Source organism: Clostridium sp. YIM B02569 (assembly GCF_022320765.1).
GTDB classification, from domain to species: Bacteria; Bacillota; Clostridia; order Clostridiales; family Clostridiaceae; genus Clostridium; species Clostridium beijerinckii.
In genome coordinates this window covers 50,754-70,129 of record NZ_JAKJJX010000011.1, presented here as the reverse complement: position 1 = coordinate 70,129, position 19,376 = coordinate 50,754, and the positions used below count along the sequence as shown (strand labels likewise).

The window sequence follows — 19,376 nt, the reverse complement described above, 5'->3', positions numbered from 1 at the left end:
CAAATTATTTAATAAGGGAGAAATGATAAATGAAAAATTACTTTAAGAAGTTTAGTATAATCTTTGTGATGTTATTAGCTATTATTGGTGTTGGAGTAATTCAAGATGGTAATGTGGCTAATGCTGCTACAATTGGACAGCAATTAGTTCAGCCAGAGGATGGTTGGCGAAGATATGATGATACTGATAGTAAAATACAGTATTTACCTGAAAATTATTGGGGAACAGCAACAGTTACTAATTTATATAATGGGAGTGCACATGGTACAGGTTTGCCATCAAATAATGCGAATATTGAAGCGTATGCTAATTTTCGATTTAAAGGAACTGAATTAAGACTTATAGGATGGGGATATGGTGGATATCCTGATAATTGTAAAATTACTATAGATGGGACAGTTTATAATTTTTCAACAAAGTATGGAGGAACTATATATCAATGTTTAGAATTTGAGGTAACAGGTCTTAGTGATGGCGTTCATAGTGTAAGAATAGATCAAGGCACTGATAATTCTTATCAAAGGCTATATATTGACGCCATAGATATAGATTCTACTGGATCTTTATTGCCTTATGACTATGATAAGTCAATATCATTAGATAAGTCATCAATAGATTTAACAGTAAATGATTCACAAACATTAATAGCAGTAACAAATCCAGTAGGATTGGTGACCACATGGAAATCTTCAGATGAATCAATTGCAAAATATGATTCGACTACGGGGAAAGTAATAGCAGTAGGAGAAGGAAGTTGCACTATCACTGCAACCATAGATGATGGATATAATGTAAGTGCGTCATGTACAGTCAACGTTACAACAAATCCAATAACCTCAACTATAGCATTAAATAAAACATCTGATTCTTTAGTTGCAGGCGAAACGGATAATTTAGTTGCTACAACAACACCAGCTGGAGCGACAGTAAATTGGACATCAAGTGATTCTTCAATAGCTACAGTAGACTCAACTGGTAAAGTTACGGCTCTAAAAGAAGGACAAACAACAATTACAGCAACAACTGCTGATGGTTTAACTGCAACATGTGTAGTAACTGTAATTCCAAAAACTTCTGAACCAACAAATCCGGATCCAGATCCAACAGATTCAGAGAAAATAGTTAATATTGCTCATGCAAAAGGTGATAACACTAATAATGCTGGCGGAGATGTTACAATTATATTTCATGGAGCAGCTGATACTACATTGAGTGTAGTAAAAACAGCAGATGTAAAGGACGTATGGGTAGGAGATAATTTTACATATACTATAGTAGTAACTAATACTGGTACAAAGACAGCTAAAGCAGTAGTAGTAAATGATCCTGCTCCTAATCATATTGATTTTGTAGTAAATGGAATAACAACAACTCAAGGTACAGTTGATACAAGTTCAACATCTAAAAATATTATAGTTAATGTTGGGGAGATTGCTCCAGGTGCAACAGTTACAATTAAAGTACCAGCTACTGTAATTCTTTAAATATATGACTGATTGGAATCACGATAAAATAAGGGAGAAATGATAAATGAAAGATTACTTTAAGAAAATGGGCTTAATGTTTGTTATATTATTCACTATTATAGGTGGTGGAGTAATTCAGAATGATAATATTGCTAGTGCAGCTACTGTTGGACAACGATTAGCCCAACCAGAAGACGGATGGCAAAGATTTGATGATAAGGATATAGAAATATCGTACACCGGAAAAGAATGGGAAAGTGGCTCGGACGTATACGCTTATAATAGTTATATACATTTTTCTCATACTCCAATATCTAATAAAATAAATTTTAACTTTAATGGGACTAAAATTAGGCTAATAGGAACAATAATGGATAAATATACTGATGCTGGAGTTATAACTATTGATGGAAAATCAGAAACATTTAGCCAAAAACGTGCAAAAAATGGTTATACAGTTGAACAAGCTTTAAATTATGAAAAATTAGGACTTACACCAGGAGTTCATACTGCTGAAATAACATTTAAAAATGGTTCATTAATGTTTGATGCAGTAGATATAGACTCAACAGGACAATTACTTCCATATAGTGAGTCTATATCATTAAATAAATCTACAGATAGCTTACAAGTAGGGCAAATAGATGATTTAATTGCTACAACTACACCAGAAGGTGCACAAGTAAATTGGTCATCTTCAGATGAATCAGTAGCAACGGTAGATTCAAATGGTAAAGTAACAGGAGTAAAAGAAGGTCAGACAACAATAACAGCAACAATAAATGACGGAAGTAATATAAGTGAATCATGTACAGTAAATGTAATTCCAAAAACTACTGACCCAACTGAACCTCAAGATCCTACAGGAGATGGAACGTTATTCATAGAATTAGTGGATGGAAATATAAAAAGCTATGATGTTTCAAGTCAAGAAATAACTAATTTTACAAATTGGTATAAAAACAGAGATTTAGATGATTCACAATCACCAGTGTATAAATTCAAAAAAGGTGATTATATAGACTATGTGGTACATGATAAAATAGATTGGTTTGAAGTAAGGTAAAATTAAAAATTTTAGAAATCCTAAATAATAACTATAAAAAATTAATACTAGAATCATTTATAATAGTAAGTGAACTAAAGACATCTACAAAAGTGTAGGTGTCTTTTGCTATATGAAAATAACTAGTAGAAAGAGGTGTAATATGAATGAAGAATTAGTAAAAGACAAAATTGAAACTCACGAAAGAAGGCTTAATAATCATGGCGATAGGCTTGATAAGCTTGAACAGGATGGGAGGGAACTAAAGACAGAATTAAAGAACTTATGTGAAAATCTGAAAAACTTAACTAGTATGATGAAGTGGTTTATAACTGCAATGGGAGGAGCTTTAATTAGCTTCTTTTTTTATGCAGTTCAAACAGGAATATTTAATAAATAATTGGAGGTATATAAAATGATAAGAACAGCATTAAAGTTAATAATTAAGTTATTAGAAAGTAAATTAGTTAAAAGTGGGCTAGAAGAAGTAATATTAAAGAACAAAAATTATGTTACTGTAGGAAAAGCTATTTGGAACATAGTAGATGAGAATTTTAGAATAAGCAAAACTGTAGAAGAAAAAGTATTATCTAAGGCAGATCAGTTTGATAAATTGTTATTAGTTAAGTTTCCAGAATTAAGCCAAGATGATGTTGCAGAAATTAGGCAAGCAATTGCAGGGGAGATAAATCAAGGAAAAACTGCTGTTGTAGATAATTCTACCTTAATTAAGCAGTTGAAGGATGATAATACAAATCTAAAAGCTGAATTAGCAGCATTAACAGAACAATTTGATAAAGTACAAGCGTTATTAGTAAAACCTGCTGATGTAAGCACACAACAAGTAACAGCTTAATTCTAGAGTAGCCTTTATGGGTTACTCTTATTTTTATATTTAAAATAAGAAAGGAAGATATAAATGAAAGGTATAGATGTAAGTAATCATAACGGAAATATAAATTTTAACCAAGTAAAAACAGAAGGAGTAGAAGCTGTTTATATTAAAGCTACAGAAGGAACAACATATAAAGATAGTTATTTAGATACTAATTATTCAAATGCACATTACGCAGGTTTAAGAACAGGATTCTATCATTTCTTAGTTGGAACCAGTGCTCCAGAAACTCAAGCAAATAGTTTTTATAATGCTATTAAGGATAAAGCTAATGATCTAATTCCTATGCTAGATGTAGAAACTAATTTTGATGGTCTAATGGACTATATATTAAGATTCATTGCTAAATTCAAAGAGTTGTCTAATATGCAAATAGGTATTTATACTTACACTAGTTTTATGGATAATTTAGATAATAGAATTGCAGATTGTCCATTATGGGAAGCAAATTATAACAATACTCCATGGAAATTAAATTCTAATTTCTTTAGTAATAGAGTAGGACATCAATATAGTGAAACAGGATCAGTAAGTGGAATAAATACTGATTGTGATATGAATGAATTTAATGAAGGAATATTAAATAAAACTACTGGATATGTTGTTACAAATTATTTACCTAATGGTTATCAAGGAAATAATGAATTTGAAGGTGTTGATTCTGACTATGTACTCCAATATTTTACAGGAGTTAGGTGTTATTTTAGAGGGAATGAGAAGGGGGTGTGGATTGAAACTCAGAATATATCCATGAGCAAATGCCTAGAGCTAAAAGAAACTTTGGGAAGCTGGTTTTATGATATAAAGTAATATGGTATAATGATTATTACTAAATTGTATATACTCTGTTTAGTAAAGGTAGACTAGGTAGAAATACTTAGTCTATCTTTTTGTTTTAGTATAATAATTATTATAAATCAGATAAAAATAGTCTTGTATAATCTGTGGAACTATGATAGTATAATATTACACACAAAGCTAACAGCGATAGTAGATAGCGTTAGACTCCCAATATAATTATAGATTATTTTTAAGCATTAAGTCTTGTAGGGTAGTAAAGAGAAATCTTTATTACCCTTATTTTTTTGCGCCAAAATAGAGATAGCTAAAGAATCAGGTGAATGACAGTAAAGCTATCTCTTTTGGATTAATTAATGTTATGTTTTAGTTATTAACACTATTTGAATAAATTATACGTAAAATTATAAAAAGTGAAAAGGCAGCGACCTAAGTCACCACCAGTCCATTTTGCATAATTAGTATAACTTAAATTGATTATTGAGGTCAAGAAATATAAGATAAACAATATATGTTATAATTGATTTATAATGGTAAGTTATTAGATAGCAATTAATAGCTAATGGAGGATACGTAATAATGAAAAAATTAGCATTTGTATTATTTTTGTGTTTCATGCTTATTTGTGGTTGTACAAATATTTTACAAGCAAAAGCAGAAAAAGAAAATGCAGATCAAGAGATATCAATATCTAATAATAATGAGTGGCCAACTTTTACAGACAAAGACGTTGAAGAAGCAAAAGAAGTTGCTAAAGAGTATTATAAGCATATTAAGCTGCCACATGATATTGAAAATATAAATTATAGTATGAGTAATGATGAAAAGGACGAAATATATAAGGCTTTTATAGGAAGGGATACCTCAAAATATAGGAATAGCAATTCAATTTTCTTCTTAGTTGCTACTAAGGATGAAGATGGTTGTAAACAGTCAAGGTTCATTTTATTGACAAGAGAAAATAAAGATAGCAATTGGAAAGTAGTAAATGAAGGACTTTAAATAAAAGTTATTAGGCTAAATTTATTTTCTGCGTAATGGTAAATTATTGTGAAATAAAGATTATTTATATAATAGAAATATGGGGAGAATGAAATTATGGATCAAAAGGATAAGGAAAATAAAAATACAAAGATTGATGATGAAAAAAATGAAAGTTCTGAAGAAAAAGAAGAAGATAATTATTTGGCAGTAGGAATGTGCCTAGGGATTTGTTTTGGGATTGCTGTAGGTCAGTTGATTTTCAAAAATATTAGTACTGGCATGTGTATTGGTATGTGTTTGGGATTAGCAATTGGTTCAAGTATAAAAAAGAGATAGCAAAAAGAATGGGAGTGCTATCTCTTTTCTTCGATTAAGTATCTAAATTTCTAGGTTTGAGCAATTATATTGTTTGTATAATGTTAAGAAATATGCATTAAAGCCAATACATAATAACATTAAATTTACTACCCAATTTATTCTAATATGACTTTCTTTTATAATACAGCTCATAATTTAGATCTTATTGTATTTGACAAAGTTTCCAAATAATATACAATTATATTTAGAAAAACATTTAGGGGGAATAATAATGAAAAAAATACTTAGTATTTTATTATGCAGCTTATTACTATTTACTATAGTAGGTTGTGGGAGCTCAGCAAAGAAATATACAGCTGAAGAATACGGAAATATGCTAAAAGATGCTGGAGTTACTATTGAGAATATGGAAGTTACAACTACCGAGAATGATAAAAATCAGTTGTTGGGTAGACCAAATCAATATACATCTAAAGTAACTTTTACCAATGGTAGTATAGAGGTATTTGCTAATAAGGAAGACGCTACTAATAGAAAAGAATACATTGATAATATAGGTAAGAAAATGCCTTTAGTAGCTGAATATAACTACGTAAATGATGCAGGAGCATTATTAAGACTTGATAAAAAATTAAATCCAGATGAGGCTAAAAAATATGAAGATGCATTTATGAAAATTAAATAATATTCTATATGTTAGGATTAATTTCCTAGCTTTATTTTTATGTATAAAAATATTTTGAAATAATTAAAAAAGCAACAGCCGAAGCTGCCACCAATCCATTTTGCATAATATTAATAAGGTTAAGATGAGATATGTAGTTGTTGGATTAATGTTATTTATATTGAAGGAGTGAAATGTTTATGTCTATTTTTAGTATTAATGATAATCCATTTGGGATGATATTAATTATATTTCCGCTACTTACATTTATAATATCTATAATTTTACAACTTTTAATTAAGAAAAAAGTAATTATTTTAAGTATTATTTTTATAGGGTATTTAATTGCTACATTTACTTTATTTAATTCAACTTTCCTAATATGGTGTTTTGTTTATACGGGTATATCATTAATCGGAACATTTAGTGCAGATTTAATTCTTAAACATAAGAGATAGCTTACGTTATAATTCTTTTATAAATAGTAGATATATTACAATCAGTAATACTTATATTTATTAATTTTCATTAAACACCATAATTTACTTGATATTATCAATCTCTATATTAAAGGGATTTAGAAGAAAATGTAGAAATTAAAGTATTGAAAGTAAAATTTAAGGGGATGTTTTAATGAAAAACTTTAAGAGATTGGTAGCTTGTTTTGTTACATTAATAACAATATTAGCAGCAACACCGTTAGCAGCACACGCAGAATGGAAAAACAATTCTACAGGATGGTGGTATACTGAAGGAAACTCATGGGCTACTGGATGGAGATACATAGATGGAAATTGGTATTATTTCTATTCTAATGGTTACATGGCTAAAAATTGTTATATTGGAGATTATTATTTACGTGGAGATGGAGCGTGGACAACTCCTCCTTCAGATAGCAGCAGTAGTAGTGGAAGTACAGCAAGCGATGCTAATACTAGTAACGACCAAAGTCAAACAGTATATGTATCAAAGAATGGTATATATCATTCAAGTCCAAATGCACATGGTATGAAATATTATACTACTATGTCTTTAGCTGATGCTCAAAAGGCAGGGTATAGAGCTTGTGAAAAATGTTATTAATATAATAAAGTAAAACATATAAAAAATAGAGGTAGTACTAAATGCTTTTAAGTACTATCCTCTATTTTTATTAGATGGAATAATTATGATTTCTTCAATAAATAATTATTGACACAATATAGAAAGAATATACAATAATAGTAAGCAAAGGGGGATTAAAATGCCAAAAACTAAAAAAGTCATAAGCTTATTACTAGCAATATTATTTTCATTGTTTCTAATATCGTGTGGTAAGAGCTCACAAGTCAATAATACTAATAGTACAACAGCAGCTACTGCAGAAACAAAAATAGAAACTCAAAAAACTTTAGGAGATTTAAAGATACATTATATAGATGTTGGTCAGGGAGATTCAGAATTAATTCAAGTTGATGGAAAGAACATTCTAATTGACGCAGGAACTAGTGATAAGAAGGCTTTAGATTATCTTAAATCAATTGGAGTCACTACAATAGATTATGCAATTGCAACTCATCCACATGAGGATCATATAGGTAGCATGGATGATGTTATCAATAATTTAAAAGTTGGAACTTTTTATGCACCTAAAGTAACAACAACAACTAAGACATTTGAGAATATGGTAGATGCTTTAAAAAACAAAAACTTGAAAATGAATGTACCAAAAGTAGGAGATCAAATTACGGTAGGAGACGCAACATTAACATTTTTAGCTCCTAATAGTGCTAAGTATGAAGATTTAAATAATTATTCTGTGGTTTGTAAGCTAAAGTATGGTAACACTAGCTTTATATTTATGGGAGATGCTGAAGATGTAAGTGAGGGTGAGATACTACAAAAACAATTAGATATACAGGCTGATGTTTTAAAAGTTGGGCATCACGGAAGTCATTCGTCTACAACTCAAGCGTTTTTGGATAAAGTTAACCCTAAATATGCAATTATAAGTTGTGAAAAAGGTAATGATTATGGACACCCACATGAAGAAACTTTAGATAAACTAAATGCTAAAAATATTAATGTATTTAGAACAGATTTAGAAGGAACAGTAATAGCAACAAGTGATGGAACAAATATAACATTCAATGTTAAGCCAGTTGATAAGGCGAATGACATAGCTCCTAAAAAAACTAATAAAAAAGATAATTAAATTTATATATCAGTAGTCATTATGGCTGCTGATTTTTTATATCCATATATTAATATTCTATAAAATAAATACAAATATAATTATAGGAAAATCATTAAGTTTCTATCATTTCATTTCGATAATTTGCATTATGTAATAATATATTTTCTGGATAAAAGCATATGAATTTAAAGAAAATAAATTATTATATGGGAAAAGTAAGCGGAAAATTTTCTTTACAAGATAACGCAGGTTCAATATAATATATTTATGAGAACGTATGTTTGTGTAAGGCGCGGATTTTATTAAAGGAATCGAGAAAATATTGAGCTTAAGTATGATAAAAGGAATGATAGCTATGGTAATAAAAGATAAAGAATTAGATATAAATTTAGTAAGTGCAGTGGAGAAATACTTAAAACTAAATTACAGTGATCTATATAATAAGAATAATCTAGGAAGAGTATTTGAAGAAGCTAAGGAAGACAATGAACTTAAGTTAAAAATATTTAATTCAATAAGAAGATTTATAATGAATTAACGTAAAAAGATATTTAACAACAAATTGCCGTTAGAAATTATATATTATGTTAAAATCAAATTGAAAATTTAGAGTTTTCTTAGAAATCACCCAATAACGCAATTTGATATCTTATATCAGTATTCGTTATTGGGATAAATATATAGAAGCTTTTATAATAAATAAATTTATAATTCCTGGTATAGGAGATGACACATATGATAAGAATTTGTTTATCTAGAGTATTAGGGGAAAAAAGATGGACTCAAGCTTATTTGGCTAAAAAAACGGATATAAGACCTAATACTATTTCGGAACTTTATCATGAATTAAATAATAGGGTGAATTTAGATCATATTGATAAAATATGTGAAGTGGTAGGGTGTGATCTTACAGATATATTAAAATATGAACCTAATAAAAAGAAAACTGATTAATTTTTATTGCGGAAGAATTGATTAATTAGTGAATCTCTTGTATTTCGATAATGCGAGAGATTTTTTAATTTATAATATTATATTTGTATTTTGAAAATCCACAAACTTTGTTTGAACTAATGTTAGCAGATGCTGATAGAATCGGATTAAAATTGAAGAGTCTACATTTACAATTTATGTTATAATTCATTAAGAATAGTAAATTATTGCAAATTATAATAGAAGATAATAAAATGGAGTGATTTTATTGAAAACAGAAGATATTATTGCAATTGTGGTTATAATCGCATTATTTGTTATAGCCATTAAAGTGTATATTGAATCAGAAAAGAATATTAATAGGTATATTAATATTTTAAAAAAAGAGGCGATAATTTTAGTTCCTATGTCAATATTAATGTTAATGTATCAAATATATAAATCTGGACAATGGTACTTATCACCAGAAACAAGTTTATATATTTCTGTATTTTTTAATCTCATATGCATTTTATTAATTCTAGGTAATAAATCTTCACTAATTAGAAGGAATGATAGATACTTACTAGCTCTGAGTTTATGTATAGTTTTTGGCCCAGTATTGAACATAGTTTTTTTCATAATAGCTATATTGGGAATATAATAATGTACAATCTTAATACAGTATGAATTACTAAAAATAAACAACAAATTTGTAAATCGTATTATTCAGATATTGAATTTACGTTTTTTTTAATAAGCTATTCTAAAATTGCAAGTAGTTTGTAGAAAGGCACTAGAAACATGAATAAAAGGCTTAGAAAGAAAAAAGGATTATCCAAAATACAAAATAATGAATGTTGGAATTTAAACTCAACTATAATAAATTTTGTATTACCAAGATTGAGAAAATTTAAGCAAATAAATATTAATTCTTATCCTGATAAATGTGGATCCATAGAAAATTGGCATAAAATAATAGATAAAATAGTATGGAGTTTTCAATTTGCTAAAGATATTGCAGAATTAAATTACAGTAATGAATATAGGACGGATGAGGGGAATTGGAATAAATACAATGAAGGCATGGGATTATTTAAAGATTACTTATTAGATTTATGGGATTAGATAACTATATAATACTACTATAGAAAATAGTAAGAGGAGCATATTAAGAGAATTTCTAATTCTTTTAATATGCTGCTTTTTATTTTTCTAATTAAATTACCATAAAAGTCTAAATATAAATTTTCCTACATTATAATATAAGAAATTTAATCAAGATAATTTTTAGGAAGATTGAATGCTTTAATTATTTTCTTCTTTGATGGCAAACTTGGATTAAAAATTCCTCTTTCCCATTGACCAACGGTGACTACTTTTCTATTGACCTTTTTACCGAATTCAATCTGGGAAAGTCCGCTAAGATATCTAAGTTTACGAATTCTGTTTGTTATATTATCTTCAAGGTCATTAAAAATAGCATTAGCCAAAAATCCCCTATAATTAACAGTAAATAGCTCGAATACACTTCTAAATGTTGCACTTTTATACAGGTTGCAACCGGTTCTGGTAAAACTACTACAATCTACACAATATTAAAGGAAATCGATTCCAAGGCTTTAAATATAACGACTTTGGAAGATCCAGTTGAGATAGTCATGCCTAATATCAACCAAATGAGTCTAAATAAAAAATTGGACATAGATTTTTCGAATGGCCTTAGAAGTATATTGAGACAGGACCCAGATGTGATTATGATTGGGGAGATAAGAGATGAAGAGACTGCAAGCATGGCTGTAAGAGCATCTATTACCGGGCATAAAGTATATAGCACTATCCACTGTAAATCAGCAAGGGAAGTTTATATAAGATTAGAGAATATGGGGATTAAACCATATCTATTAAGTGATGCGATAGTTGGAATAATATCGCAAAGATTAGTTAAGGTTTTATGCGATAATTGTAAGAAGATAGATGATGAAAATTCAGTGAACGGAAGGATGTTATATAAAAAATGTGGCTGTAAAATGTGCAATTATTCAGGGTATGCAGGAAGACAAATAATCAGCTCGGTTCACTTCTTGCAGGACAATAGTGAAAAAAGGATGATGGATTTGTATAAGGATAGCAAATACCTATCAAATGAAAATATGAAGAAAGATTTGGAAGAACTATTACTTCAAGGAAAGATATCTAATAGTGATTATATAGAATTTATAGAAGGGGAAAGATTGAATGAATAGTAATAATTCGGAAAATTCAACTTATAGAGGATTTAAAAATATAACATATTTTAGCTTTAAAAAAGGGATGAAGATTAAGCATAGAACAAATGAAAAACAGCTGGCATTAATATCAGGAAGTTTAGCACAGATTTATAAAGATGGAATAAGAATAACCGAAGCATTAGATTTAGTGGCTGATATATTATCAAGTAAGATCTATAAGGATAGTTTATATGGAGTTTTAGAGTTAATAAAACAAGGCAGTAGTTTGTCGCAAGGATTTTCAGAGTTTAAAGACTTATATCCAGAATTCTTCATAGGAATTATTTCAATTGGCGAGAATACGGGAAAACTATATGAGGTGTTAAAGGGATTAAGTATTTATTATGATAAATCGATATTTATTAAGAAAGAAATCAAAAATGCATGCATTTATCCGGTGTTTGTATTTATTTCAATGATATTACTTAGTATATTTTTGGTAAATGAAGTGATTCCGAATTTCTTTGAAATTTATAAATCTATGAATATTAAATTACCAAAAGGTTGCCAAGTCATATATGATATGAGCATTGCTTTTAAGGACAATCATCTATTTACTAGTGTGGCAATTTTTTCTTGGAGTGTAATATTAATAATTTTAGCAAAGTGTTTATCTAATCAAATCAGCATAAACAGGCTAACGAAAATAAGTATAGTAAAATCTTTCTTTGAGTATATAATGGTATTGCTTTTTTCTATAATAACAAGTACTGGAATAAACATTTCACAGGCTCTTAAATATTGTGAAAATAGTATGAGTTTTATCTATTTACGAAATAAAATTACTGAAATAAATTCAAATATTATAAGCGGGGAAACTCTAACCGAGTCGTTAGAGAAAAGTGGAGTCTTTTCAAAATATGCGTTAGCTATTGTAAGGATTAGAGAGGAAGGTGGAACAATAGAAGAAGGTTTTAAAGAATTAGCCAATACTCTAGAATATAGACTTAATGAGAAAATACAAAAATATTTAAAAATGATAAACCCGATTTTCATAATTATGATGGCAAGCTTCATAACTCTATTTCTACTGATATTTGTCCTTCCGTTGTTTAATAATCTTCAGGGTGGAATAAGAAAATGAGAAGCGATGGATTCACTTTAATAGAAACTATGGTAAGTGTTTTTATACTAACAATTTTACTTAGTGTAGGAATATCATTAAGTAAATTTGCTCGGAATGTATCAAAAAATATGGACAATTCGGAATATATTTATGAGATTCAAAATTTACTTTCATATGGCAAAGCGGTTTGTAGAGAAAGGAATAACTATGGAAAAATAACTGTAAATGCAAGTAAAAATGAAATTAAATTTATAGATGGATGGGATAGTATAGAGAAGACTGTATGTATTCCGAAGGAAATAAAAATCATTAGTGGAGATATAAATATATTGGTAACGCCAGATGGGAAAATATCTAGGGGGAATACAATAAAGATAATAGATAATTGCGGTGTAAAGCAGGATATAACGATAGGCGTTGGAGTGGATTTGATTAGTATAAAGAATGGTGAAGCAATATGAAAAAGCAGGGCAGTATATTAATTGAAACATTAGCGTCTGCAATGATTTTAACTTTGAATGCTACATTTATTATAAGTACGAGCATAGAAAATTCTAATATACTAAGGGAAAGAATTTTACAAGAAGAAGTCGATAGGGCAATAAGTAATTTGGAAAATGAATTAAAATACAATACATCAAATGAAGAAATGCATGAAATGTTAGAAAATAAAATTGGATTTAAATATAATGGGGATTTTAGTAGAGAATTAACATATAAAAGTCTAGATGAATTAGAAGATGGTGAAGACATTAAGTTAAACAAAATAAGTGAGGATGACATTGGCTTGAATTTAGAAATAGTAGCTAATATTAAGGTCGGAAAAAATGAAGTGAATGTGGAAAAAAAGTTTACTAAAAGTTGGTGGATGGATGAAGTATAAAATTGGATATGTTTTTAAAAAGAAGAGAGGATTTACTATTATTGAATCATTAGCGTATATTTTTTTAACAACAATGATTTTGGCATCTGGAATAAGTTTGTTTACATCCATGTATAGAGCGTATTTAGAATCAATTCAGTTAAGTATAAAGTATAATAACTATCAAAATTTTTTTATAGATTTAGATAATATTATAAGTGAAGGTGGAATTAAGCAGATAACAGTTAATAATAACCAAATTAAATTTTTAAAGAATGATGAATTCAATAGCATGGATAAAATAATTAAATCTTATGACGGAAAAATTTTTATAAAATATACAAGAAATGATGTTACACAAACAATAAATACTATGCTTGAAGATATAGACAATCTTGAAATTAAGGGAAAAGGAAAATTAATTTATTTTATACTACATGACAAAGATGGGAGGGAATTTATTAAGTGCATTTGAAGAAAAAAGGAACTGTATTAATAAGTACTATGATAGTATTATCTTTAATGAGCATTCTAGGGTGTTTTATGTTTAAAATGATGAAAAACAACAATGAACTAAGCTGTTTATACAAATTTGATAAAGATAGGTATGATTTGAATTCAAATGAGGAGCAAGTGTTAAATAAGTTTATGATAGAGATTAATAGAGAGAAAGTAAATAGTGAGAAACTGAATGAAGATATGTTTTCAGAAAACTTTAATAAAAAAATAGATGACAATATAATCGAATACAATAAAGATAATAATAAACTTCTATTAACAACTTACAAAGAAGATGATGTAATAAGAAAAAGATCAATTATTTACAGTTTTAAGGGGGAAAAAATAATTTTAATTCCAACATATAATTTTGATGACTATAATAAATAGCATCTATGATAATGTGAATAATTATAAAAGCATTTAGACTAAGAGTTTATAAAAGAGGTATTTAATGAGAAAATCAATAATATTTATTAAAAAAAATTATTGCACATATGATGGAAAAAAATATGATTTTAATGAATTTAGAGAATTAAGTGGTTTATTAACTTCAAATATAAAGGTGGTAATACTTCAAGAAGAATTATTTGTGAGCCATTTTGAGAATGCTGTAAGAAGATGTAAATTATGCAACTTTGTAGATTCAAAAATTAGAAATGATTTTCCTCAAAATGGAGATATACTATATGATTTTGAGAAAAAGGGAAATGTAATTTCAATATACTCTATAAAGGGGTCTAAGAGAGTTGAAAAAGTAGTGGAGAAGGCAATAAATATAGAAATTAAGCCAATTCAATTTATAATAAAAGATGCTTTGATGAAAATAGTTAGAGATAATAATAGAAATTTTAAAGCACTAATAAAATATGATACATGCTATTATTATGTATCATTTAGGGATAGATTATATCATGATGGATTTGTTTCTGAAAATAAACATATTGTTGAAGAGAAACTTTTAAAGAAAGGTGATCTCGAAGGAATATACGTTGATGACAATACGGTTGATATTATTTCAGACAATAACAAATCTAAGGCTAAAAAAGTGAATATAGGAGAATTTATAAATGAAAATATATACGAAAAACAAAGATTTTATTCCAGAAAGATTTTTTAACAAGGCTGAAATGAACACAATTAGAAAGGAGAATAAAGTAATAATATTATTTTTAATTATTAACTTAATTGCTTTTCCGTTTGTAGTTCAAAATATAAGTGAAACTAAAGAAAGTTCTAAATTAAATAGAAATAGTAACCTAGAAGAAGGTAAGATTAAGTTTGAAGATATTAGCATTTGGGTAAAAAATTTAATGAAAGACAATATTGAAGAGGCACACATAACTAATAATGGCGGGGATATAATAGTAAATAATTTAAGTGATATAGATGAGTTAAGTTCCAATGGTTTTATAGAAATACATGATATGAATTTAAATGATAATGAAAAATATAAACTAGGAGTAAGCTTATATGAATAGACTACTCAAGCATATAATTTTAATCATAATGATAATATTAGCCTTTACGCAAATACTATGTATAAATAATATAAAAAAAGCTAATAATATCAAAGTATACAATTATCAAAATAAATTTTACGATCATAAAACTTTAAAACAAATTAACAGAGATTTAGATTGCTTAAATGAAAAGAATATTCTTTCTGCTAATGAAAAAGACGGTAAATGGTATGTGAAAATAAAAATATCCGGTAGTAAAGATGATCTATTAAATGAGTTGCCTAAATTAAAAAATTATGATGTGAATAACTATATTATAGATAAAAATAAGGACGAAACCTCTATTATATTAGATATAAGCACTAAGGAAAGTGTTTAAAAGGTTATAAAATTATAAAATTTTACTGGAAAATAATCAGAAAGATTGCAATTATCATTGTCTTTTGATAAAATATGAGTGTTATGTCAACGATTAAGTATATTAGCTTAATATTTGGAAAAAGTTACGCGGTAATTAGGCATATTAAAAAAATAACAAGTCATTATGATAGTCTGTTTTGTATAATACTAAAGTAATATATTTACTGAATAATATATTACTTTGATGTAATGTTGTTTATTTAGTAACAAAAAGAATACAGAACATCTTAGAGGTGTTATTTATTATATGTCTTATTTTATAAATTTGGAGGGATCTTTAATGATAACAGCAGGAGATATAAGAAAAGGAACAACGTTTGAATTGGATGGACAAGTATTTACAGTAGTAGAATTTTTACATGTTAAGCCAGGTAAAGGAGCAGCATTCGTAAGAACTAAACTTAGAAATGTAATTTCAGGTGGAGTTACAGATACAACATTCAACCCAACTACAAAATTACAAGAAGCAGTAATTGAAAGAAAAGAAATGCAATATCTTTATTCAGATGGAGAATTATATTACTTCATGGATCAAGAAACATATGAGCAAATTCCTTTAAACTATGAAAAAGTTGAAGATGCAATAAGATTCTTAAAAGAAAATATGTTTGCAACAATAAAATTCTTTAAAGGTGATGCATTCTCAGTAGAAGCTCCAAACTTTGTTGAATTATTAATAACACAATCTGAACCAGGTGTTAAAGGAAACACTGCTACTAATGCAATGAAACCAGCTACACTTGAAACAGGTGCGATAGTTAATGTTCCTATGTTTGTTAATGAAGGTGATGTTATAAGAGTAGACACTAGAACTGGCGAATACATGGAAAGAGTTTAAGCTATATAGTTGCTAAGCGAGAAGCTTAGCAACTTTATTTTATATTTAATCTCAACATTTTTACAAATAAAGAGAAGGAAGTGAAAAGATATGGAAGAGCTTAGCAAAGAGATTGAAGCTTTAAAAAAGAATTTATCTAAAATAGAAAATAAGGATTATAAAGAATGTTTTGATAATGTATATTCTATTTTAGAAGTTATGAATCAAAGAATAGAAGAGTTGACTGTAAATCAAGAAACATTGGAAGAAAATATTAGATTTATGGATGATGATTTATCAAATATTCAAGATGAACTATTTGAAGAGATGTCTATAGATGAATTAAATGATATCGAAGATGAATATACGGAAATAAACTGTATTCATTGTAATAAACCAATTTTTATTGAACAATCTACCCTAAGCAATAACGAAGAAATTCCATGTCCTTATTGTAAAAAGAATATAAAAGGATAATTAATTATTAAATATATAAATAAAATGGCTATCTTAAAGTTAAATTTAAGATAGCCATTTTTTAATTTACATATTTTTATTATAATTCAGTAATATTTTGGGGAGATATTAAATATTAATTAATTAAGAGAACGATGGAGGAGGCAGTGGAGTTTTGATTGGTGAAGAAGAGATAGTAGGAATTTTTCCAACTAAAATAGGCAATTTACTTAAGGATAGGCTTAATAAGGAACAGGTATATGAGCTTAGAATTAAAATTGGGAAACCAATTTTAGTTTACTCAAAATATGGAGAAAGTATTATTAATTATATTTCTACAAAGGAAGATATGAAAAGTATTATGCAAAAAGTTTCCAATTATTCATTATATGCCTATGAAGAAGATATAAGGCAAGGATTTATAACAATTAAAGGTGGACATAGGATCGGCATAGCTGGTGAATGTGTAATGGAAAAGGGTGAAGTAAAGACTATACGAAATATTTCATCTGTAAATATAAGAATTTGCAGAGAAGTAATTGGATGTTCAAATAAGGTTATGAAATATATTACATCAGCATATAAAGTTTATAATACTATAATAATTTCTCCACCTAAATGTGGAAAGACAACAATTTTACGAGACATAGCTAGAAATATATCAAGTGGAATGCCATCTTTGGGGATTGCTGGTAAGAAGGTGGCGGTGATAGATGAACGAAGTGAAATAGGAGCCTGCTATTTTGGAATTCCTCAAAGCGATTTAGGAATCAGAACAGATGTATTAGATAACTGTTTAAAAAGAGAAGGGTTAATCATGGCAATTAGAAGTCTTTCTCCGGAAGTACTAATTTGCGATGAAATAGGCACTAAGGGAGATGTAGAAGCACTTATTATGGCGTTCAATTCTGGCGTAAATATAATAACAACAATCCATGGTTTTACAATAGAAGATCTATATAAGAGAAGGGTCCTTAGTGACTTATTAGATAATGAGATTTTGGAAAGAGTAATAATATTAAGTAATAGAAATGGTATTGGAACAGTTGAAAATGTGTATAGCATAAAAGGAGGTGAGAGTATGTGCTTAAATTAATTCTTATAGTATGCATATTTATTATAAGCACATATATAGGATTTGCATATGGAGAAACTTTCAAGAAAAGGCAGGAGCAGCTTAAAGAGATATTGAAATCTTTAACAATTCTCCAAAATGATATAGTTTATGGAACAACTCCTTTGCCTGAAGCTTTAGGAAATTTATCACATAAAGTGTGCAAGCCTCTGAGCAATTTTATTGAATTAGTGGTTAATAGATTACTAAAAGGGAATGTAGAAAGCGTATATGAAGCAGCATTAGAGGAGTTTGAAGTGTTGGAAAATGAATTTTATCTTGAACGTGATGACAGAAAGATAATGTCAGATTTTTTTAAGTCTCTTGGAGAATCAGGTGTTTATGGACAAGAAAAAATATTCTTATTGGCGATTGAAGGAATAAAAATAAATCTAAGTGATGCAGAGGAAAATGCAAAGAAGAATACAAAACTTTATAGATATCTTGGAGTATGTTTGGGAGCAATGATAATCATATTTATGATATGAGGTCATTATAAATAATTTATAATAGCTAAAATAATTATACTAAATAAGGATTGGAGGAAGATAAATGCATGATATAACTATACTTTTTAAAATTGGAGGAGCTGGGATACTTTTAGTAGTATTAGATAAGGTTCTTACTAGCAGTGGAAAAGGTGAGATTGCAGCTATAACAAATATTGCAGGAGTTGTAATAATTCTGCTTATGATAGTTTCGATCATAGGGGATTTATTTAGTACTGTTAAAACTATGTTTGTAATGTAGGGATGCAGATTATGTTAATAGTAAAAATTGTAGGCATAGCGTTTATAACATTATTTATTATGCTATTATTCAAGCAATCTAAAAATGAATTAAATACATTCCTTGTTCTAACTGCGGGTGCATTAATTCTTCTTATTATGATAGAGCCACTTAGACAAGTGATAGACTTTGTAAAAGAAATTGCAGATAAAGCCAATATTGATATGGTCTATATTGGAATAGTACTAAAGATTTTGGCTATAGCATATATAGCATCATTTTCAAGTGCATTATGTAAGGATGCTAATGCCGATAGCCTTGCGACTCAAATAGATTTATCAGGTAAAATAATGATTTTAGTACTAGCAATTCCGATACTTATGGCAGTATTAAATTCTATATTGCAGATAATGTAGGTGTTTA

At 28.0% G+C, this 19,376-nt stretch carries 30 protein-coding genes and 1 pseudogene; 30 read left to right on the top strand and 1 reads right to left on the bottom strand.

Translation table 11 applies throughout. The features are described from left to right. Nucleotides 1-29 precede the first annotated feature (29 nt). The 15 genes from L3B96_RS11570 to L3B96_RS11500 all read left to right on the top strand — a co-directional run bounded on the left by L3B96_RS11570 (nt 30) and on the right by L3B96_RS11500 (nt 10,386). Nucleotides 30-1,484, top strand: coding sequence for an Ig-like domain-containing protein (locus L3B96_RS11570; protein ID WP_238861029.1), 1,455 nt, complete (start codon nt 30-32; stop codon nt 1,482-1,484). A gap of 46 nt (nt 1,485-1,530) precedes the next feature. Continuing rightward, on the top strand, nt 1,531-2,532 hold the full coding sequence (locus L3B96_RS11565; protein ID WP_238861027.1) for an Ig-like domain-containing protein: 1,002 nt from the start codon (nt 1,531-1,533) through the stop codon (nt 2,530-2,532). Nucleotides 2,533-2,674: 142 nt separating this feature from the next. Then, on the top strand, nt 2,675-2,911 hold the full coding sequence (locus L3B96_RS11560; protein ID WP_171788494.1) for a hemolysin XhlA family protein: 237 nt from the start codon (nt 2,675-2,677) through the stop codon (nt 2,909-2,911). Between the two features lie 15 nt (nt 2,912-2,926). After that, nucleotides 2,927-3,367, top strand: coding sequence for a hypothetical protein (locus L3B96_RS11555; protein ID WP_238861025.1), 441 nt, complete (start codon nt 2,927-2,929; stop codon nt 3,365-3,367). A 63-nt stretch (nt 3,368-3,430) separates the two neighbouring features. Further along, nucleotides 3,431-4,216, top strand: coding sequence for a GH25 family lysozyme (locus L3B96_RS11550; RefSeq protein ID WP_238861024.1), 786 nt, complete (start codon nt 3,431-3,433; stop codon nt 4,214-4,216). A 567-nt stretch (nt 4,217-4,783) separates the two neighbouring features. Then, entirely contained in the window at nt 4,784-5,206 is a 423-nt protein-coding gene (locus L3B96_RS11545) for a hypothetical protein (RefSeq protein ID WP_238861022.1), read from the top strand. Nucleotides 5,207-5,302: 96 nt separating this feature from the next. Next, the gene (locus tag L3B96_RS11540; protein WP_238861020.1) at nt 5,303-5,524 is read left to right on the top strand and encodes a hypothetical protein; all 222 of its coding nucleotides are present in this window, start codon (nt 5,303-5,305) and stop codon (nt 5,522-5,524) included. A gap of 253 nt (nt 5,525-5,777) precedes the next feature. Then, a complete protein-coding gene (locus L3B96_RS11535; RefSeq protein WP_238861018.1) occupies nt 5,778-6,191 on the top strand; it encodes a hypothetical protein in 414 nt (137 codons plus the stop codon). Nucleotides 6,192-6,370: 179 nt separating this feature from the next. Continuing rightward, the gene (locus L3B96_RS11530; RefSeq protein ID WP_238861016.1) at nt 6,371-6,628 is read left to right on the top strand and encodes a DUF2651 family protein; all 258 of its coding nucleotides are present in this window, start codon (nt 6,371-6,373) and stop codon (nt 6,626-6,628) included. Nucleotides 6,629-6,803: 175 nt separating this feature from the next. Then, nucleotides 6,804-7,253: a cell wall-binding protein gene (locus L3B96_RS11525; protein WP_238861014.1), complete on the top strand. Its 450-nt coding sequence runs from the start codon at nt 6,804-6,806 to the stop codon at nt 7,251-7,253. Between the two features lie 160 nt (nt 7,254-7,413). Further along, nucleotides 7,414-8,364 carry a ComEC/Rec2 family competence protein gene (locus tag L3B96_RS11520; RefSeq protein ID WP_238861012.1) on the top strand — a complete coding sequence of 317 codons (951 nt, stop codon included), beginning with the start codon at nt 7,414-7,416 and terminating at the stop codon, nt 8,362-8,364. 304 nt (nt 8,365-8,668) lie between these two features. Continuing rightward, the gene (locus L3B96_RS11515) at nt 8,669-8,884 is read left to right on the top strand and encodes a hypothetical protein (RefSeq protein ID WP_238861010.1); all 216 of its coding nucleotides are present in this window, start codon (nt 8,669-8,671) and stop codon (nt 8,882-8,884) included. A 197-nt stretch (nt 8,885-9,081) separates the two neighbouring features. Beyond that, nucleotides 9,082-9,300 carry a helix-turn-helix transcriptional regulator gene (locus L3B96_RS11510; RefSeq protein ID WP_238861008.1) on the top strand — a complete coding sequence of 73 codons (219 nt, stop codon included), beginning with the start codon at nt 9,082-9,084 and terminating at the stop codon, nt 9,298-9,300. Nucleotides 9,301-9,547: 247 nt separating this feature from the next. Continuing rightward, on the top strand, nt 9,548-9,922 hold the full coding sequence (locus L3B96_RS11505; RefSeq protein WP_238861007.1) for a hypothetical protein: 375 nt from the start codon (nt 9,548-9,550) through the stop codon (nt 9,920-9,922). Nucleotides 9,923-10,062: 140 nt separating this feature from the next. Further along, the gene (locus tag L3B96_RS11500; protein WP_171788485.1) at nt 10,063-10,386 is read left to right on the top strand and encodes a hypothetical protein; all 324 of its coding nucleotides are present in this window, start codon (nt 10,063-10,065) and stop codon (nt 10,384-10,386) included. Between the two features lie 146 nt (nt 10,387-10,532). On the opposite strand, the gene L3B96_RS11495 is transcribed toward L3B96_RS11500, so the two are convergent. Continuing rightward, complete coding sequence (locus L3B96_RS11495; protein ID WP_238861005.1) at nt 10,533-10,751, bottom strand: helix-turn-helix transcriptional regulator; 219 nt, start codon at nt 10,749-10,751, stop codon at nt 10,533-10,535. Between L3B96_RS11495 and L3B96_RS11490 the strand changes: the two are divergent. The 15 genes and pseudogenes from L3B96_RS11490 to spoIIIAD form a co-directional block, all read left to right on the top strand. Beyond that, nucleotides 10,725-11,504 (top strand): annotated as a pseudogene (locus L3B96_RS11490) (ATPase, T2SS/T4P/T4SS family); the annotation flags it as partial. The gene L3B96_RS11495 and the pseudogene L3B96_RS11490 overlap by 27 nt on opposite strands. Further along, a complete protein-coding gene (locus tag L3B96_RS11485; RefSeq protein WP_238861003.1) occupies nt 11,497-12,612 on the top strand; it encodes a type II secretion system F family protein in 1,116 nt (371 codons plus the stop codon). The pseudogene L3B96_RS11490 and the gene L3B96_RS11485, both read left to right, overlap by 8 nt. Continuing rightward, nucleotides 12,609-13,055: a prepilin-type N-terminal cleavage/methylation domain-containing protein gene (locus L3B96_RS11480; protein WP_238861001.1), complete on the top strand. Its 447-nt coding sequence runs from the start codon at nt 12,609-12,611 to the stop codon at nt 13,053-13,055. The genes L3B96_RS11485 and L3B96_RS11480 overlap by 4 nt, the downstream gene beginning before the upstream one ends. Next, the gene (locus L3B96_RS11475) at nt 13,052-13,477 is read left to right on the top strand and encodes a hypothetical protein (RefSeq protein WP_238860999.1); all 426 of its coding nucleotides are present in this window, start codon (nt 13,052-13,054) and stop codon (nt 13,475-13,477) included. The genes L3B96_RS11480 and L3B96_RS11475 overlap by 4 nt, the downstream gene beginning before the upstream one ends. Further along, nucleotides 13,467-13,931, top strand: coding sequence for a hypothetical protein (locus tag L3B96_RS11470; protein ID WP_077830376.1), 465 nt, complete (start codon nt 13,467-13,469; stop codon nt 13,929-13,931). The genes L3B96_RS11475 and L3B96_RS11470 overlap by 11 nt, the downstream gene beginning before the upstream one ends. After that, entirely contained in the window at nt 13,922-14,344 is a 423-nt protein-coding gene (locus L3B96_RS11465) for a hypothetical protein (protein ID WP_238860997.1), read from the top strand. The genes L3B96_RS11470 and L3B96_RS11465 overlap by 10 nt, the downstream gene beginning before the upstream one ends. 64 nt (nt 14,345-14,408) lie before the next feature. After that, nucleotides 14,409-15,074, top strand: a complete 666-nt coding sequence (locus L3B96_RS11460; RefSeq protein WP_238860995.1) for a hypothetical protein — start codon at nt 14,409-14,411, stop codon at nt 15,072-15,074. Next, a complete protein-coding gene (locus tag L3B96_RS11455; protein WP_017208891.1) occupies nt 15,025-15,435 on the top strand; it encodes a hypothetical protein in 411 nt (136 codons plus the stop codon). The genes L3B96_RS11460 and L3B96_RS11455 overlap by 50 nt, the downstream gene beginning before the upstream one ends. Next, nucleotides 15,428-15,796 carry a hypothetical protein gene (locus L3B96_RS11450; protein WP_238860993.1) on the top strand — a complete coding sequence of 123 codons (369 nt, stop codon included), beginning with the start codon at nt 15,428-15,430 and terminating at the stop codon, nt 15,794-15,796. The genes L3B96_RS11455 and L3B96_RS11450 overlap by 8 nt, the downstream gene beginning before the upstream one ends. 321 nt (nt 15,797-16,117) lie before the next feature. Continuing rightward, complete coding sequence (gene efp / locus L3B96_RS11445; RefSeq protein WP_023974718.1) at nt 16,118-16,675, top strand: elongation factor P; 558 nt, start codon at nt 16,118-16,120, stop codon at nt 16,673-16,675. A 90-nt stretch (nt 16,676-16,765) separates the two neighbouring features. After that, nucleotides 16,766-17,131 carry a CD1247 N-terminal domain-containing protein gene (locus L3B96_RS11440; RefSeq protein WP_011969015.1) on the top strand — a complete coding sequence of 122 codons (366 nt, stop codon included), beginning with the start codon at nt 16,766-16,768 and terminating at the stop codon, nt 17,129-17,131. Nucleotides 17,132-17,285: 154 nt separating this feature from the next. Next, on the top strand, nt 17,286-18,206 hold the full coding sequence (gene spoIIIAA, locus L3B96_RS11435) for a stage III sporulation protein AA (RefSeq protein WP_023974716.1): 921 nt from the start codon (nt 17,286-17,288) through the stop codon (nt 18,204-18,206). Beyond that, on the top strand, nt 18,194-18,712 hold the full coding sequence (gene spoIIIAB / locus L3B96_RS11430) for a stage III sporulation protein SpoIIIAB (RefSeq protein ID WP_023974715.1): 519 nt from the start codon (nt 18,194-18,196) through the stop codon (nt 18,710-18,712). The genes spoIIIAA and spoIIIAB overlap by 13 nt, the downstream gene beginning before the upstream one ends. A gap of 64 nt (nt 18,713-18,776) precedes the next feature. Further along, complete coding sequence (spoIIIAC, locus tag L3B96_RS11425; RefSeq protein WP_011969018.1) at nt 18,777-18,974, top strand: stage III sporulation protein AC; 198 nt, start codon at nt 18,777-18,779, stop codon at nt 18,972-18,974. An 11-nt stretch (nt 18,975-18,985) separates the two neighbouring features. Further along, entirely contained in the window at nt 18,986-19,369 is a 384-nt protein-coding gene (gene spoIIIAD, locus L3B96_RS11420) for a stage III sporulation protein AD (protein ID WP_011969019.1), read from the top strand. The last annotated feature ends 7 nt before the right edge of the window (nt 19,370-19,376 follow it).

What these genes read in the sequence shown, in the direction of transcription:
- L3B96_RS11570 (WP_238861029.1), top strand. Translation starts at nt 30, where the DNA reads ATGAAAAATTACTTTAAGAAGTTTAGTATAATCTTTGTGATGTTATTA.
- L3B96_RS11555 (WP_238861025.1), top strand. Translation starts at nt 2,927, where the DNA reads ATGATAAGAACAGCATTAAAGTTAATAATTAAGTTATTAGAAAGTAAA.
- L3B96_RS11535 (WP_238861018.1), top strand. Translation starts at nt 5,778, where the DNA reads ATGAAAAAAATACTTAGTATTTTATTATGCAGCTTATTACTATTTACT.
- L3B96_RS11525 (WP_238861014.1), top strand. Translation starts at nt 6,804, where the DNA reads ATGAAAAACTTTAAGAGATTGGTAGCTTGTTTTGTTACATTAATAACA.
- L3B96_RS11475 (WP_238860999.1), top strand. Translation starts at nt 13,052, where the DNA reads ATGAAAAAGCAGGGCAGTATATTAATTGAAACATTAGCGTCTGCAATG.
- L3B96_RS11485 (WP_238861003.1), top strand. Translation starts at nt 11,497, where the DNA reads ATGAATAGTAATAATTCGGAAAATTCAACTTATAGAGGATTTAAAAAT.
- L3B96_RS11450 (WP_238860993.1), top strand. Translation starts at nt 15,428, where the DNA reads ATGAATAGACTACTCAAGCATATAATTTTAATCATAATGATAATATTA.
- L3B96_RS11470 (WP_077830376.1), top strand. Translation starts at nt 13,467, where the DNA reads ATGAAGTATAAAATTGGATATGTTTTTAAAAAGAAGAGAGGATTTACT.
- L3B96_RS11480 (WP_238861001.1), top strand. Translation starts at nt 12,609, where the DNA reads ATGAGAAGCGATGGATTCACTTTAATAGAAACTATGGTAAGTGTTTTT.
- L3B96_RS11560 (WP_171788494.1), top strand. Translation starts at nt 2,675, where the DNA reads ATGAATGAAGAATTAGTAAAAGACAAAATTGAAACTCACGAAAGAAGG.
- L3B96_RS11550 (WP_238861024.1), top strand. Translation starts at nt 3,431, where the DNA reads ATGAAAGGTATAGATGTAAGTAATCATAACGGAAATATAAATTTTAAC.
- L3B96_RS11500 (WP_171788485.1), top strand. Translation starts at nt 10,063, where the DNA reads ATGAATAAAAGGCTTAGAAAGAAAAAAGGATTATCCAAAATACAAAAT.
- spoIIIAD (WP_011969019.1), top strand. Translation starts at nt 18,986, where the DNA reads ATGTTAATAGTAAAAATTGTAGGCATAGCGTTTATAACATTATTTATT.
- L3B96_RS11565 (WP_238861027.1), top strand. Translation starts at nt 1,531, where the DNA reads ATGAAAGATTACTTTAAGAAAATGGGCTTAATGTTTGTTATATTATTC.
- L3B96_RS11530 (WP_238861016.1), top strand. Translation starts at nt 6,371, where the DNA reads ATGTCTATTTTTAGTATTAATGATAATCCATTTGGGATGATATTAATT.
- L3B96_RS11440 (WP_011969015.1), top strand. Translation starts at nt 16,766, where the DNA reads ATGGAAGAGCTTAGCAAAGAGATTGAAGCTTTAAAAAAGAATTTATCT.
- L3B96_RS11545 (WP_238861022.1), top strand. Translation starts at nt 4,784, where the DNA reads ATGAAAAAATTAGCATTTGTATTATTTTTGTGTTTCATGCTTATTTGT.
- spoIIIAC (WP_011969018.1), top strand. Translation starts at nt 18,777, where the DNA reads ATGCATGATATAACTATACTTTTTAAAATTGGAGGAGCTGGGATACTT.
- L3B96_RS11520 (WP_238861012.1), top strand. Translation starts at nt 7,414, where the DNA reads ATGCCAAAAACTAAAAAAGTCATAAGCTTATTACTAGCAATATTATTT.
- L3B96_RS11510 (WP_238861008.1), top strand. Translation starts at nt 9,082, where the DNA reads ATGATAAGAATTTGTTTATCTAGAGTATTAGGGGAAAAAAGATGGACT.
- L3B96_RS11455 (WP_017208891.1), top strand. Translation starts at nt 15,025, where the DNA reads ATGAAAATATATACGAAAAACAAAGATTTTATTCCAGAAAGATTTTTT.
- L3B96_RS11540 (WP_238861020.1), top strand. Translation starts at nt 5,303, where the DNA reads ATGGATCAAAAGGATAAGGAAAATAAAAATACAAAGATTGATGATGAA.
- efp (WP_023974718.1), top strand. Translation starts at nt 16,118, where the DNA reads ATGATAACAGCAGGAGATATAAGAAAAGGAACAACGTTTGAATTGGAT.
- L3B96_RS11460 (WP_238860995.1), top strand. Translation starts at nt 14,409, where the DNA reads ATGAGAAAATCAATAATATTTATTAAAAAAAATTATTGCACATATGAT.